This is a genomic window from Bacillus sp. NMCN1 (genome assembly GCF_002998085.1).
Taxonomy (GTDB): domain Bacteria; phylum Bacillota; class Bacilli; order Bacillales; family Bacillaceae; genus Bacillus.
In genome coordinates this window covers 335,134-348,835 of record NZ_PVQL01000001.1, presented here as the reverse complement: position 1 = coordinate 348,835, position 13,702 = coordinate 335,134, and the positions used below count along the sequence as shown (strand labels likewise).

General features: G+C 41.9%; 19 protein-coding genes, 1 riboswitch and 1 other annotated feature. Of the genes, 5 read left to right on the top strand and 14 right to left on the bottom strand.

All coding sequences use genetic code 11. The features are described 5' to 3' along the window. Positions 1-52 precede the first annotated feature (52 nt). On the top strand, positions 53-523 hold the full coding sequence (guaD, locus tag C6W21_RS01915) for a guanine deaminase (RefSeq protein ID WP_106049104.1): 471 nt from the start codon (positions 53-55) through the stop codon (positions 521-523). 61 nt (positions 524-584) lie between these two features. Here guaD and ohrB read toward each other — a convergent pair whose 3' ends face one another. Continuing rightward, on the bottom strand, positions 585-1,001 hold the full coding sequence (ohrB, locus tag C6W21_RS01910; RefSeq protein ID WP_106049103.1) for an organic hydroperoxide resistance protein OhrB: 417 nt from the start codon (positions 999-1,001) through the stop codon (positions 585-587). Positions 1,002-1,162: 161 nt separating this feature from the next. Between ohrB and C6W21_RS01905 the strand changes: the two genes are divergently transcribed. Continuing rightward, entirely contained in the window at positions 1,163-1,609 is a 447-nt protein-coding gene (locus tag C6W21_RS01905) for a MarR family winged helix-turn-helix transcriptional regulator (RefSeq protein ID WP_106049102.1), read from the top strand. A gap of 33 nt (positions 1,610-1,642) precedes the next feature. Here C6W21_RS01905 and C6W21_RS01900 read toward each other — a convergent pair whose 3' ends face one another. From C6W21_RS01900 to purU, 6 genes are all read right to left on the bottom strand, one after another. Next, on the bottom strand, positions 1,643-2,071 hold the full coding sequence (locus tag C6W21_RS01900; protein ID WP_106049101.1) for an organic hydroperoxide resistance protein: 429 nt from the start codon (positions 2,069-2,071) through the stop codon (positions 1,643-1,645). 175 nt (positions 2,072-2,246) lie between these two features. Next, positions 2,247-2,381 (bottom strand): phosphatase, encoded by a 135-nt coding sequence (locus C6W21_RS01895; protein WP_106049100.1) that lies wholly within the window; start codon positions 2,379-2,381, stop codon positions 2,247-2,249. Further along, positions 2,371-3,507: a Rap family tetratricopeptide repeat protein gene (locus C6W21_RS01890; protein ID WP_106049099.1), complete on the bottom strand. Its 1,137-nt coding sequence runs from the start codon at positions 3,505-3,507 to the stop codon at positions 2,371-2,373. Before C6W21_RS01890 ends, C6W21_RS01895 begins: the two co-directional genes overlap by 11 nt. Positions 3,508-3,631: 124 nt before the next feature. Next, the gene (locus C6W21_RS01885) at positions 3,632-4,879 is read right to left on the bottom strand and encodes a glutamate-5-semialdehyde dehydrogenase (protein WP_106049098.1); all 1,248 of its coding nucleotides are present in this window, start codon (positions 4,877-4,879) and stop codon (positions 3,632-3,634) included. A gap of 12 nt (positions 4,880-4,891) precedes the next feature. Continuing rightward, complete coding sequence (proB, locus tag C6W21_RS01880) at positions 4,892-5,989, bottom strand: glutamate 5-kinase (RefSeq protein ID WP_106049097.1); 1,098 nt, start codon at positions 5,987-5,989, stop codon at positions 4,892-4,894. Between the two features lie 55 nt (positions 5,990-6,044). Next, positions 6,045-6,262 (bottom strand) — a binding site (T-box leader). A gap of 43 nt (positions 6,263-6,305) precedes the next feature. Continuing rightward, entirely contained in the window at positions 6,306-7,208 is a 903-nt protein-coding gene (purU, locus tag C6W21_RS01875; RefSeq protein ID WP_106049096.1) for a formyltetrahydrofolate deformylase, read from the bottom strand. A 162-nt stretch (positions 7,209-7,370) separates the two neighbouring features. Between purU and C6W21_RS01870 the strand changes: the two genes are divergently transcribed. Then, positions 7,371-7,556 carry a hypothetical protein gene (locus C6W21_RS01870; protein WP_106049095.1) on the top strand — a complete coding sequence of 62 codons (186 nt, stop codon included), beginning with the start codon at positions 7,371-7,373 and terminating at the stop codon, positions 7,554-7,556. Positions 7,557-7,589: 33 nt separating this feature from the next. On the opposite strand, the gene C6W21_RS01865 is transcribed toward C6W21_RS01870, so the two are convergent. After that, entirely contained in the window at positions 7,590-7,904 is a 315-nt protein-coding gene (locus C6W21_RS01865) for a DMT family transporter (RefSeq protein ID WP_012009690.1), read from the bottom strand. Then, positions 7,901-8,230 carry a DMT family transporter gene (locus C6W21_RS01860; protein WP_106049094.1) on the bottom strand — a complete coding sequence of 110 codons (330 nt, stop codon included), beginning with the start codon at positions 8,228-8,230 and terminating at the stop codon, positions 7,901-7,903. The genes C6W21_RS01865 and C6W21_RS01860 overlap by 4 nt, the downstream gene beginning before the upstream one ends. Before the next feature lie 66 nt (positions 8,231-8,296). After that, a riboswitch (guanidine-I (ykkC/yxkD leader) is annotated at positions 8,297-8,404 on the bottom strand. A gap of 279 nt (positions 8,405-8,683) precedes the next feature. Between C6W21_RS01860 and C6W21_RS01855 the strand changes: the two genes are divergently transcribed. Then, entirely contained in the window at positions 8,684-9,727 is a 1,044-nt protein-coding gene (locus C6W21_RS01855; RefSeq protein WP_106049093.1) for a bifunctional transcriptional activator/DNA repair enzyme AdaA, read from the top strand. A gap of 18 nt (positions 9,728-9,745) precedes the next feature. Here the strand turns inward: C6W21_RS01855 and C6W21_RS01850 are convergent, their stop codons facing one another. The 5 genes from C6W21_RS01850 to C6W21_RS01830 form a co-directional block, all read right to left on the bottom strand. Further along, a complete protein-coding gene (locus C6W21_RS01850) occupies positions 9,746-10,291 on the bottom strand; it encodes a GNAT family N-acetyltransferase (protein WP_106049092.1) in 546 nt (181 codons plus the stop codon). An 18-nt stretch (positions 10,292-10,309) separates the two neighbouring features. Continuing rightward, positions 10,310-10,798 (bottom strand): small multi-drug export protein, encoded by a 489-nt coding sequence (locus C6W21_RS01845; RefSeq protein ID WP_106049091.1) that lies wholly within the window; start codon positions 10,796-10,798, stop codon positions 10,310-10,312. A gap of 120 nt (positions 10,799-10,918) precedes the next feature. Then, positions 10,919-11,671 carry an HAAS domain-containing protein gene (locus tag C6W21_RS01840; protein ID WP_106049090.1) on the bottom strand — a complete coding sequence of 251 codons (753 nt, stop codon included), beginning with the start codon at positions 11,669-11,671 and terminating at the stop codon, positions 10,919-10,921. 4 nt (positions 11,672-11,675) lie between these two features. Further along, positions 11,676-12,002, bottom strand: coding sequence for a PadR family transcriptional regulator (locus C6W21_RS01835; protein ID WP_106049089.1), 327 nt, complete (start codon positions 12,000-12,002; stop codon positions 11,676-11,678). Positions 12,003-12,117: 115 nt separating this feature from the next. Continuing rightward, the gene (locus C6W21_RS01830; protein ID WP_060596084.1) at positions 12,118-12,639 is read right to left on the bottom strand and encodes an acyl-CoA thioesterase; all 522 of its coding nucleotides are present in this window, start codon (positions 12,637-12,639) and stop codon (positions 12,118-12,120) included. A 179-nt stretch (positions 12,640-12,818) separates the two neighbouring features. Here C6W21_RS01830 and C6W21_RS01825 point away from each other — a divergent pair, with 179 nt between their 5' ends. Further along, on the top strand, positions 12,819-13,700 hold the full coding sequence (locus C6W21_RS01825; RefSeq protein ID WP_106049088.1) for a dimethylarginine dimethylaminohydrolase family protein: 882 nt from the start codon (positions 12,819-12,821) through the stop codon (positions 13,698-13,700). Positions 13,701-13,702: the final 2 nt, after the last annotated feature.

Here is a 13,702-nt window from a genome sequence, read left to right as displayed (position 1 = left end):
TAGCATGATTCGTTTATACTAGAGAAGTCAGTCGAACAAAGGGAGGAAGACAATGAATCACGAAGATTTTTTACAACGCGCAATTGATCTTGCAGTAGAAGGAGTCAATAGTGGTACTGGCGGCCCTTTTGGAGCAGTCATTGTCAAGGATGGACAGATTATTGCAGAGGGAAGCAACAATGTGACAACAACGAATGATCCAACTGCACATGCTGAAGTCACAGCCATTCGAAAGGCGTGCCAGACGCTGAATACATACCAATTAGAAGATTGTATTTTATATACAAGCTGTGAGCCTTGTCCGATGTGCCTTGGAGCTATTTACTGGGCTAGACCAAAAGCGGTGTATTTTGCTGCTGGACATCAGGATGCAGCGACTTCTGGTTTTGATGACTCGTTTATTTATGAAGAAATCAACAAGGATTACGAATCAAGAAATATTCCATTTTACCAGCTGACACTTCAAAAAAACCTTGCACCGTTTGAAGCTTGGGAAACATACGAACAAAAGAAAGAATATTAAAAAAAGACACCTGCGCTCATCAGCAGGTGTATCTTTTTTTCAGCGTGATAGAAAATCTTTTTTATTCAGCCACTTCAAGCTCAACTTCGATGTTTCCTCTTGTTGCTTTTGAATATGGACAAAATTCATGCGCAGCTTCGACAAGCTCTTTCGCTTTGTCATGGTCAAGGCCTTTTGCAGATACAATCAGCTTGACACCAAGCTTAAAGCCGCCATCACTTTCATCCTTTAAAAGGCTGACATGTCCCTCTACTTCTGATTCAATGTCTACCCCTTGCTTTTTCGCTACTTGTTCAAGTGCCCCTCCGAAACAAGCTGCATAGCCCGCTGCAAATAATTGCTCTGGATTCGTACCAGTTTCTCCGTCTTTCTTTGCATTAGGCATGACAATGTTATGATCGAGCACACCATCTTCTGAACGAACATGTCCAGCTCTTCCATGCTGCGCCTTTACTTTTGCTGTGAATAATGGTTTCATCTTCATCTCCTCCTTTATCTATTTATTCCTTTCACGTTCTATCCATTTCTCAAACATTTATCGCATATTAAAGAATTTTTCATTTTTGGGCTGTATTTATTTTAAAAAGGAAGAAAATCTTATACAATGATAAGTATGACAAAAAATAGTTGGTGACTGACATGACAAATGAATTCGAGCATATGAAGCTGGAAAATCAGCTTTGTTTCTTGTTATATGCAAGTTCAAGAGAGATGACGAAGCAGTATAAACCATTACTAGAAGAGTTAGACATTACGTATCCGCAATATTTGGCACTGCTTTTATTGTGGGAGCATGGGACATTAAATGTGAAAACGATGGGAGAGCTTCTATATTTAGACTCCGGTACACTCACACCTATGCTGAAACGGATGGAGCAAAACGGACTCATCATCCGCGAGCGCTCGAAAGAGGATGAACGTTCTGTGCAAATTCGTTTAACGGACTATGGCGAACAACTAAAAGAGAAGGCTACTGCGATTCCATTTCATATGCTGTCTGGGACAGGCAGATCGGAAGAAGAGTTAAAAACGCTGCGCGCCTCTTTGCATGAGCTTTTGCAAAAATTAACACAACCAAAAGGCTGAGGGAACATTCCCCTCAGCCTTTTATGATGTCAATTATTGTGCGACAGCTACTAGTTCTACTTCGATATTTCCTTGAGTTGCTTTTGAATATGGGCATACGCCGTGCGCTTTATGAACAAGCTCTTCTAATGCTGATTGATCGATTCCAGTTCCTTTTACTTCTAGCTTAACGCCTAGTTTGAAGCCGCCATCTGAACTATCTTTCACTAAGCTCACATGTGCTGTTACTTCACTTTCAAAACGGATACGCTCTTGTCTTGCGACCATTTGAAGGGCTGAATCAAAACATGCAGAGTAGCCTGCTGCAAATAATTGCTCTGGGTTTGTTGCTTTTTCAATTTTTTTCGCTCTTGGTGTTCCAGGCATTGCTACATCATGCTCAAGCACACCATCGGTTGAAACAACCTTTCCTTCTCTTCCTCCGACAGCTGATACCGTTGCAGTAAATAAAACATCTGACATGAATATAACCCTCTTTCTCTCCAATAATATTTTCCACAATTTAATTGTACGCAATTTAAATTGTAGAGTCAATGAATAAACACTCTTTTTTTAAGATTTCCTTCTCGCCTCTCTTTTATGAGCATGTCACGCAGATTCATTTTTAGACAGTAAAAAAGCCCTTTAATAAGGGCTTTTAGATGATGTCATATTGCGCATTTGGTTGTTCTAGCGTATGGTTTCTGTTATCCGGGTCGGCATTTGGTGCTGCCAGCCATAATGCCAGGATGGTGATGCTTGTACAGACGACTGTCCATTTTTTAAAATTCATATAAACAATCCCCTCTCTGAATATAGATTCGAGCATGTTCCGCTTCTCCGTAGAACATGGAAGATTTTTCATAATCCTCCATTTCATTATAATACTTTGCGGTGTCTAATGCCAGCTCCTCTATATCTGGATATGCATAGGCAGACTCTAAAAAATGAAAAATTCGTTTAATATGCACCGCATCTTGCTTTAAATACAATGCTTCTAAAAATATCGTCTTCTGAATATGAATGTCATCCTGAAGTGCTTCTGCTCGTTTCATACATTCTTCTCTGTAGTATAAGGCTTCTTCGTGTTTACCTTGTTTGTATAATATCTGAGCGGCAGTATAAAGAGGGTCTATAGATCGACGAAGGTGATCGGATTGATTTTGGTCAAATAACGAGATGGATTCTTTCATTAGTTCGAGTGCGCGGTCAAGATCTCCCATACGGTAATAACTGTTGCCCATATTAAACAAAGAGGAAGCAATAAAACGCACATTCTGAAAGTCTCTTGATCTCGCAAGTGCTCTCTCGAGATGTGGTAATGCCTTTTCATGCCTTCTCATATCATCATAGTTACCGGCCACAATAAATTCGCACTGGATCGTGCGAAGCGCATATAGCTCATGCTGAATATAGACATCCAGCGCCAGTTTGGCATGGTGCATCGAAATATGTGTTTGTTTCATGTGATAATATATTTCTGACATTTTAAAATGAAATTCCGCACGTTCAATATCATCTGACACAAAAGAAAGCTTGTGCTCTGCCTTTTGATAAGACGAGATGGCAGCAATATACTGCCTACGGCCAAATTCATACATGCCTCTGAAAAAATGATAGTAGTATTCAAGCATGCCTGTGACATGTGTTTGATGCTCATCTATTTCTTTCGAAAGCTCGGAAAAGTTGGCGCGAAGCTTTCCTTCCTTTAATGGCTTTAAATAATCGAGCATGACCTCATGCCTAAATTCCATTAAAGAAAAATAGAGAAGCAAATTCTGATCTTCTTCCATTGAATCAAGAGAGGTGCGAATTTCCTGCTTTAATTGTTCTGCTTGTTCTGAATCAAATCTGCGGATCAATTCATACCACTTGTTGATTTTCACTCCAATATCCGAAGAGGGAATGATTTTCGCCATACGTTGCCTTCTCCAATCTTCTCAAAATATAAAACATTACCATATTTTATCATACTTGACCGAAGAAATACAAAAATGAAAGGAAAAAGAGAGCCTATTGTCACAAGACTCTCTTTTGAATTTGTTATTCTCTTATTTGTCCTTGACCACGAATGACAAACTTTTCAGAGGTTAAAGCAGGCAGACCCATGGGTCCTCTTGCATGCAGTTTTTGTGTGCTAATCCCTATTTCCGCTCCGTAGCCAAATTCAAAGCCATCTGTGAACCGAGTAGAGGCATTATGATAGACAGCGGCAGCGTCGACAGCTGTTAAGAACAGTGAAGCATGCTGATCATTTTCCGTAATGATCGCTTCAGAGTGCTTGGAGCTATACGTTTGAATATGCTGAATCGCTTCTTCTATGGTCTCTACGATTTTAATACTGACAATCGGCGCTAAAAACTCCGTTTCATAGTCCTCTGTGGTCGCTAGTGAAGCACTAGGCGCAAGGGCGCATACAGCTTCATCTCCCCGTATCTCTACCCCATTTACGTGGAGGGCTTCAAATAACGAAGCACCATATGTTTTTGCCCATGTTTCATGAATGACGATGCTCTCGATCGCGTTGCAAACAGATGGCCTTTGGGTTTTAGCATTCAGCACAATCTGCTCAGCCATTTCGTTTTTCGCTGTTTCATCAATGTAGATATGACAGTTCCCTGCACCTGTCTCAAGCACTGGCACGGTAGACTCTCTCACGACAAGATCAATTAAATTTTTCCCGCCGCGCGGAATGAGGACATCCAGATATTCATTTAAAGTGAACAGCGTTTTCGCCGTTTCACGACCTGTATCTTCAATCAATTGCACACTGTCTACTGGAATATCCGTTGTATGAAGCGCTTCATGGATCACCTTGACAATCGCTTTATTACTATGAATAGCAGAGGAGCTACCGCGAAGAATAACAGCATTCCCAGTTTTGAGGCAAAGGGTGGCAGCATCTACTGTCACGTTTGGTCTTGCTTCATAAATCATTCCAACCGTTCCGAGAGGCACACGCACCTTTTCGATGAACAGACCGTTTTCTTTTTGAATGGTTTCTAATGTTTCACCAATTGGGTCTTTTAAGTGAATCAGCTGAAGAGTAGCGTCTGCGATGGCTTCAATCCTCTCTTCTGTAAGAGTAATCCGGTCAATGACAGAAGGTGTGAACTGCTTTTCCTCGGCAGCCTGTACATCCTTTTTATTCTCCTCCAATAAATAAGCGGAAGATGCTTTTAGTGCATTTGCGATGGCATGTAAAGCAGCATTTTTTTGCTCCGTCGTTTTTAGCAGCAGCTTATCTTTGGCTGTACTTGCTTTTTTTGCTTTTTCAACAACTTCATTCATCGTATTCCCTCCTCAGTTTTGTACATGCTGTACCCAGTGATCTCTGTGTATGACTTCAGGCTTCTCATTTGAAAGCTCATCACTTCGCATCCCTTTAATGCCGAGAAGCTCATCGGATGCGTACAACGTTTGTCCCTTACCCACTAATCCGTTCGGACCGACCACTTCAACGACCTCTCCTTTAGAAAAGTCACCAGCGACATCAATGACTCCAGCCGGAAGAAGGCTTCTGCCATTATGCAAAATTGCCGCTTCCGCTCCTGCATCTATCATGATTTTCCCAGAGACAGGTGAATGGAATTGAATCCATTGACGGCGGTTGTTGACGGCTGATAAGTCCTGTTCACCGATATACGTTCCGTCTCCTTGACCCGCTAGAATATGAAGCAGCTTATCTTCACCAGTACCTGTGCCAATGAAGACTTTCACGCCTAGTGAAAGTGCCGTTTGTGTAGCAGACAGCTTTGATTTCATCCCGCCTGTTCCCACTTTTGAACCAGTGCTCTTCGCATATGAAAACAATTCTTCTGAAATGTGTGTCAATACATCAAAACGCTTCGCCTCAGGATGCTCATATGGATTTGCATTATAAATTCCGTTAATGTCTGTTAAGATGATCAATTGGTCTGCATGAATTAATCCACTGACAAGAGCTGACAGCATGTCATTATCCCCAAAGGTAAGCTCCTCAATGGAAACTGAATCGTTTTCATTGATAATTGGTAATATTTTTCTTTCCAGCAGCTCCATCATCGTTGCGTAAGCATTTCGATATCTTGTTCGATCTGAAAAGTCATTACGGGTTAAAAGCATTTGTGCAGGAGTCATGTGAAACTGTGAAAATAGTTCTGTATATTTCTGCATTAACAAGCTCTGACCAACCGCTGCTGCTGCCTGTTTCCCCTTTAAGGTCACAGGTCTTGATGGGTACCCTAAGCTGCCGAATCCTGCTGCAACGGCTCCTGACGAAATTAAAATGATTTCATGCCCTGCCTCTTTCAGCTTTGCTATCGCTTTCACATGATCCTGCATTTTTTGTTCATCAATGGCTCCTTTTTGCTCTGTTAATGAACTGCTGCCAATTTTGATGACGATCCTTTGCTTTTTCATTATTGATTCCCTCCGCTATACCTTTAGGCACAAAAAAATCCCTTTTTCTCCTTATGTAAAGGACGAAAAGGGATTTTCCGTGGTACCACCTTCATTGAATAAACATGCGTCTGCTTATTCCACTCAACTCCTGTAACGCCAGGCACGCGCTTAGATTTTTCCTCTAAGGCTCAAAGGGCAGGTTCAGCAGCTGTCTGCGGCAAATGTTTCAGCATGTCATTTGCTCTCTTTACGCATCAGTTCCTGCTTACTATTCCTTTTCAACGCTCGTTAATTTTTTTATATTATCACCAATTGCTTCAGAAAAGTCAAGCGGTCAATTAAACACGATCGTTTTATTCTCATGAACAATAATACGATCTTCTAAATACCATTTGACAGCACGTGCAAGTACACTTCGTTCAATCGTACGACCAATATTCTTTAGTGCCTCTGCATCATCCCGGTGATCTACCCGCTCAATATCCTGTTCAATGATCGGCCCTTCGTCTAAATCATTTGTTACATAGTGAGAAGTCGCACCAATTAATTTGACCCCCCGCTCATATGCCCGCTTGTATGGGTTCGCACCAATAAACGCTGGCAGGAAGGAATGATGAATATTAATGATTTTGTTCGGGTGCTGTTCAATAAATTCAGGCGTTAAAATTTGCATGTACCTAGCAAGCACAATGGCATCAATATCATACTCTTCTAATAATGCGAGCTGCTGTTTTTCCGCTTCTTTGCGAATGTCTTTGTTTGCCTTCACAAAATGGTACGGGATTCCAAGCGCTTCAACTGTATCTTTTGCCGTTTCATGATTGCTGATCACGACCGCAATTTCAGCCATCACATTTCCGCTTTGCCATTCCCATAGCAGCTCATGTAAACAATGAAGCTCTTTTGACACAAAAATCGCCAGCTTTTTCAGCTCACTTGCACGCGACATGCTCCACGTCATTTGAAATGATGCTGCAATTGGCTCAAACTGATGCTTCAGCTGATCCATATTTGCCGAGATGTCTTTCCAATCAAATTCAATTCTTAAAAAGAACCGGCCGCTTTCATGATCTGTTGTGTATTGGCTGGATTCAATGATATTCGCTCCGTGCTCAAATAAAAAGGAAGAAACAGCTGATACAATTCCAGGCTGATCCGGGCAGCTGGCAAGCAATCTGCCTTTTTGCTCATGCTTTTGTCTGTGTAACTCAAGTTTCTCTGTTATCAAAGTTCTCATGTATCATGACCTCATTTACGTTTTCATTCTAATGAAATATTATACTGGACTGGAAAGAGAAAAAGCAATGTAGAGCCCTATTTTTTATTGAATATTCATTCAATTCTGCACCTGGCGTGATATAATGTGAATAGACCTTTTATCATAAAAGGAGTGATGGAGATGATAAGTATGACTTTGTTTGGTAAAGTGAGCTTTTGGCTCGGCATCGTTTGTCTGATCACAGGTATTTCCCTTTTTATAGCCGGTGAAAGACTCATTCCTTTTCTCACATTTGGTGTGTGTTTTCTGCTTGTGAGCCAGCTTTACCGCAAAAATGAAAACGATTCCAATCATCATTCGATGTAACCAAAAGGCTGGCATCTATCTGCCAGCCTTTTCTTATTCAATGATTTTCAATCCTACTGCCGCAGATAAAATCAGTGCGATGAAGAAAATACGTTTTGCGTCTTTCGACTCTCCGTAAAACAGCATACCGACCATTGCGCCTCCAGCAGCTCCGATTCCAGTCCAAATGGCGTAAGCCGTTCCCATCGGAATCGTATTCATTGCAAGAGACAGCATCAGAAAGGACATCGAAAAACCTGCTGCAATGAATAAAATCCATTTGACATGCTTGTCTTTTTGGAATTGGTTCATCATGGTCACACAAAGCATTTCTAAGATGCCTGCTCCAATAAGTAAAAGCCAGCTCATGATTCAGCCTCTCCCTTCTTTTCACCTGTTGTCAGCTTCAGTCCTAATACTCCGCACAAAAGCATCACAATCAAAAGCAGTTTGACAAGCTGAACCGGCTCACCAAGCACCATGCCTATGAGGACGGTACCTGCTGTTCCAAGCCCGGTAAAAACGGCATAAAGTGTGCCAACTGGCAGTACATTTGTTGCTTTCATGAGTAAATAAAAGCTCACGATAATACAAACGATGGTTGCGCCCCATTCTATGAGCGAGTGGGCATATTTCAGCCCCATCACCCAGCCGACTTCAAAGATGGCCGCAATAAAGACATTTCCCCATTTCATCTGATCTTCTCCTTTCTGAACGATTCCAACCAATAAAAAAAGCCTGGAAACCGATCGTTTGATCAAATCTCCCGGGCTTTTATCCCTCCGTGTCCATATGGCCTCTTCTAAGACCCTATGTGTTTTCTCTCGGTCCAGACTGCACCAGCGCACGGAACCCTAGAAAACCAATTCATGATATACAGACCTGACTTAGAGCAGATTCTGTATTAAAAATCTTATCACACCCCGATATGCCGGTCTACCAGTTTGCTCTCCCTCTTCAAATATACTTGTTCATTTTTCGAAAGAAATGATATGGGACCGGCGTATACTAAATGATAGACAGAGGAACGATCACATCGCTGATATAATGAAATAAGATTGTTGTGATGAACGATCCAAGATGATGCTTTGTTTACCTGCACAAAGTACGCTGAATCACATTTTATAGGAAACCAAGAGGTGGATCGTATGATGATAACCGAAGAACAGAAACATGAATTTTATCAAGCACTGGTTGACAAGAACCCGCAATATGACGGTACCTTCTTTGCCGGCATTAAGACCACCGGTATCTTCTGCCATGCCACATGTACCGCTAGAAAGCCAAAATATGAAAACTGTGAGTTTTTCTTTACAGCAGAGGAAGCACTGCTAGCAGGATATCGCCCGTGCAAGCGCTGCACACCATTAACATACCCTAACAGCATTCCGGAAGAAGTCAAAACGCTCGTTTCAGCAGTTGAAACAAACCCTGAAAAACGCTGGAAAGAAGAAGACTTTCGTCAATTAGGCATTCACTCTGCAACGGCACGGCGAAAATTCAAAGAAATCTATGGCATGACCTTTGTTCAATATGCGAGATCACGCCGCATGGGACTTGCCTTTAAAGAAATTCTGAATGGAAAGAAAGTGATTGATCAGCAGGTCGCCTTGGGCTATGAATCTTCGAGTGCCTTCAATGATGCATTTACGAAAATTATGGGAAATCCCCCAAAAAAGGCGCAAACCAAGATTCTCCACGCCAATTTTATTTCTACACCGATCGGGCGGATGATCAGCGTGACAGATGCGACGCATGTGTACTTACTGGAATTTATGGACAGGCGGGGACTCGAAAAGGAAATTGAGAACATGAGAAAAAAGCATCATGCCCGCATTTTATTCGGGGAAACAAACGTCCATCAGCAATTAGCAAAGGAATTGACCTTATATTTCGAGAAAAAACTCACGCAGTTTACAGTACCACTTTCCTTACATGGCACTCCATTTCAAATGAAGGTGTGGGACCTACTCACGCGCATTCCATCAGGCGAAACAAGTTCTTACAAAGAGCTTGCTATGATGCTAGGCGATCCGCATTTGGTCCGGGCGGTTGGTAATGCAAATGGTGCCAATCAATTAGCGATTATCATTCCATGCCATCGCGTCATTCAAACAAGTGGTGAACTCGGAGGCTACGGCGGCGGGGTTGAACGGAAGAAATATTTGCTTCAGCTAGAACAGCGTATATAAAAGAAAAAACGGCTCTGCTTATTCGGTAAGCGAGCCGTTTTCTTCGTTACGGGTGATGCTGTATACATCAATGATTTGGTCCCATTTTGAAATGGTTTTTTCTTTTTTCATCCCCATTTTTAAAGCGACCTTTACAGATGCTTCATTCTCCGGGCGAATTAAGCTCACCATTCGTCTAACCTTCATTTCTTCAAAGCCATAGGTGAGACAGCCTTTTGCGGCCTCAGCAGCATAGCCATTTCCCCACGCTGCTTTCTTAAGCATATAGCCGATTTCAAGTTCTGTTTGTCCTTCGATGTTTTGTAGAACAATCCCGCTTTGTCCAAGTGGTTCATTCGTTTCTTTATCTTCAATGATCCACAAAGAGGTATGATACATGCGGTCATTCTTTTGATTCCATGCAATCCACTCTTTCGTCTGCTGTTCATCTTTTAAGGAAGGATAATACTTCATCACTTCTTCATCTTGAAACAACATGTCATATAAAAATGGCGCATCCTGTTCATTCATCGTTCTCAGTCTAAGGCGCTCTGTTTCAAGCACTGTCCGTGTTTGATGTTTCATTTATCATCCTCACCTCGCTTACTGACTAAAAATATCTCCGAACAATCCATTTGAATCCGGGGCAAAGTAATGGAAGCCCGCACCGGTTAAACTAGCTGCCAGCGCTGTCCACATCATTAAACTAACCGTCATCCACACAGCGACTTGCTTTCTTTTCGTTCCAAAGCTCATGCACATAAACGCCGCTAAATGACTGCCTATGATAAAAGGACCGACAAGCGCTAATCCTGGGAGACCATATCGTTCCCAAATTTTTCTGGCTCGCAGCTGCTTTTTTTCTCCTTTTTCATCACTTTTGTCCTCTTTTCTCTTCAACCGCCATGCTTTAAACCGGTCTACGAAAACAATGAGAAGTAAAACGGTCAAAAAATTGCCGGTGAATCCAATAATTGCTGTCGGTACAGGATGCATGCCACTTAAAATAGCCAGTGGAACAACACCTACCACTTCAAAAAAAGGCAAAGCAGCCAATACAAACACTAGTACATATCCCCATAAAATATCCAAGCACAGAACCCCTTTTCATTTTTGTCCTCTTCCCATTGTAATGAAAAACAAGATACCATTTCTACATTTTTTTAGAAAAAGAAAAGCACATCGTATAGGATTATAGGATGTGCTCTGTTTTTACATCGTGTTTTCATTTTTCTTGTTCGCCCGGCGTAAGACCATGAGCATAAGCCCGATTAAGATCACAACCGAGAGTAGACTTTGCAGCAGAAGCACGCTTGGTGATGTCCATCCAAGCCATTCGAATATGAGCTGCGGTCCGAAAAAGATGATTGGAATCAATGAAACGACATTTGCCTTCAAGATTGCATTAAAAACAATGATACATAACAGCATAAGCAGGATGACGCCCCATCTTTGACCTGAGGTCAGCACAAGCAATGGTGTGCCGAGCTTTTGATCCAATAGTTTGATTGTGACCATCGCAGTCAGCTGAAAGATTCCTAAGATCCAAAAGTAAAGGAATGCCCTGCGGCTAGTCTGAAAGGCAGACGCTCTAAACATCACAATTGTCATGATGACATTGGCCACTAAAATGAACGGGTAGCCAATCAAGGCATACCAAGAATAGGATAAGCTTTGACTGATCGCATCTGATAAAATCATGTAAAAGAGTGACCCGATTAAAAAGGCACTGACGAAGGGAACCCAGTCTTTATGGTGTCCTGACAGCTCTTTTGCAAGTTCATCAGCGTAGCCCCGCGGATCTGTGCCAAACACAGCCTCCCCTGTTTTGCCATCTTTTTCAGCCTCAACCGCGTGTGTTGTCAGTTCATCCATCAGTTCATCAATTTCGTCCTCATTTTTCCCCTTTGATATGAGATAGAATTTCAGCTCTAGTAGGATTTGTCTTGTTTCTTTTGATACCATAATCTCACTTCCCTTTTTGTAATAAGCGGTTTACATTTTTTGAAAGCTCACTCCAGCGGGTAATAAACTCTGTGAGCGCTTGTTCTCCAGCTTGTGTGAGCGTATAGTATTTCCTTTTCGGCCCGCTTGCTGATGATTTTGTGACAGTCGTCACGAGCTGTTCCTTTTGCATACGCAGCAAAATCGGGTAAATACTTCCTTCACTAATTTGATCAAATCCATAATGAGCGAGCTTCTTCGTCATTTCATACCCATAAATCTCACCCTCAGAAATAATCGACAGCAGGCAGCCTTCCAAAATTCCTTTTAGCATTTGTGTGGATGTTGTCATCTTTGTTCCTCCGATTCCAGTACCTTGCATCACAAGATAGCATCATCTTATCACACACTATCTTGTCATGCAAGATACCGTCCTAGAAAAAAACCACCGCTTAAAGGGTGATTTTTTACGCCCATGGTTTATCTGTCCCAAGTGCGTCAGCCAGCGCCTTGCTATGCTTTCGGCGGCTTTTTCTTTCTTCTGCCCGCTGTTTTGCTGTTTGATGCAGCATGATTTCTTCCTCTGTTTCCGGTACGACTTGTGGAACTCGTTTTGGCTTTCCGTTTTCATCTAACGAGACAAATGTGAGAAATGAAGTCGCTGCGAGTCTGCGCTCTCCAGACATCAAGTTTTCTTTCATGACTTTGACGAACACTTCCATGGAAGACGTGCCAACCCATGTCACGTAAGATTCCAAGCATACTGATTCTTTTTGTCCTATCGGCTCTAAAAAGTCAACAGAATCCATCGACGCTGTGACCGTTTCACTGCGGCTGTGCCTTGCTGCCGAGATGGAGGCAATGTCATCTATATAACTCATTAATTTCCCGCCAAATAAAGTTTGGTGGTTATTCGTATCGAGAGGAAATACCCTGCTGGTTTTCACAACTTTCGATTCCTTGCAGTATTTGAAATTTTCTTCACTCATCATCATAGCTCCTTCTTGCTGTTTTCGTGAATGCGGAACGACTTTTATTAAACACTATTCTTTTAGGTTTGTCTAAACTTTTTGCTTTACTCTCTTGTGAGAGATTTTCTTTCGGAAATGTTTCAACTATGACTAGAACGAGGAATAATAGAACTATGAACAAACAAGGAGGCCATTTGATGGATTCTATGAGAGCAGAACAAATACACAAAATGCCGCAATGCATGAGTGAATATGACGATTTACAAGAAGTCCTTTTATGCAGTCCCATCTATATGGAAATCAAACAGATCATCAACGAAACCCAGAAACATTTTGCGAGAGAAAATATTTCGCAAATGAAAGCCGTTGCTCAGCATAAGCAATTGATCCAAACCCTAAAGAACCATCAAGTACGCCCCATCATGCTTCCGGCAAATGACCGCTTTCCTGAGCAAGTCTTTACTCGGGATATTGGGTTTACGATTGGACATACACTATTTGTTTCAAGCATGGCCGCCCCGGTCCGGCAAGGGGAAGAACAATTGTTAAAAGAGTGGGCACAGGGAAAAGGGTGGAAAACTGTCACACTGACAAATGGAACGATTGAAGGCGGCGATGTGCTTGTGGATCAAACTCGCGTATTTGTAGGAACGAGCAAAAGAACAAACCCATCTGCTATCCATCAGCTCAAAAAAGAACTGCCTGATCATGACATCATTCCCATTCATCTTCCTCCTCACATTTTGCATCTCGATTGTGTGATGAATATTCTGTCTCATGATGAGATATTGATTTATCCTGAAGCGTTCAAAAAAGAAGATCTTCACCTGCTCAAAACGCATTATGATCTGATTGAAATAAGCGAACAAGAGCAATTCACACTCGGACCAAACGTTTTGTCCATTGGACAGAAAAAAGTGATCAGTCTGCCCATCAATCAACAAACAAATGCTGCATTAACCGTTCACGGATACACTGTCATTGAAGTGGATTTTTCAGAAATCATTAAATCTGGCGGCTCTTTTAGATGCTGCACATTGCCGATTCGGCGTTCATCCACTAAAAAAGCCAGCGTGTAGAA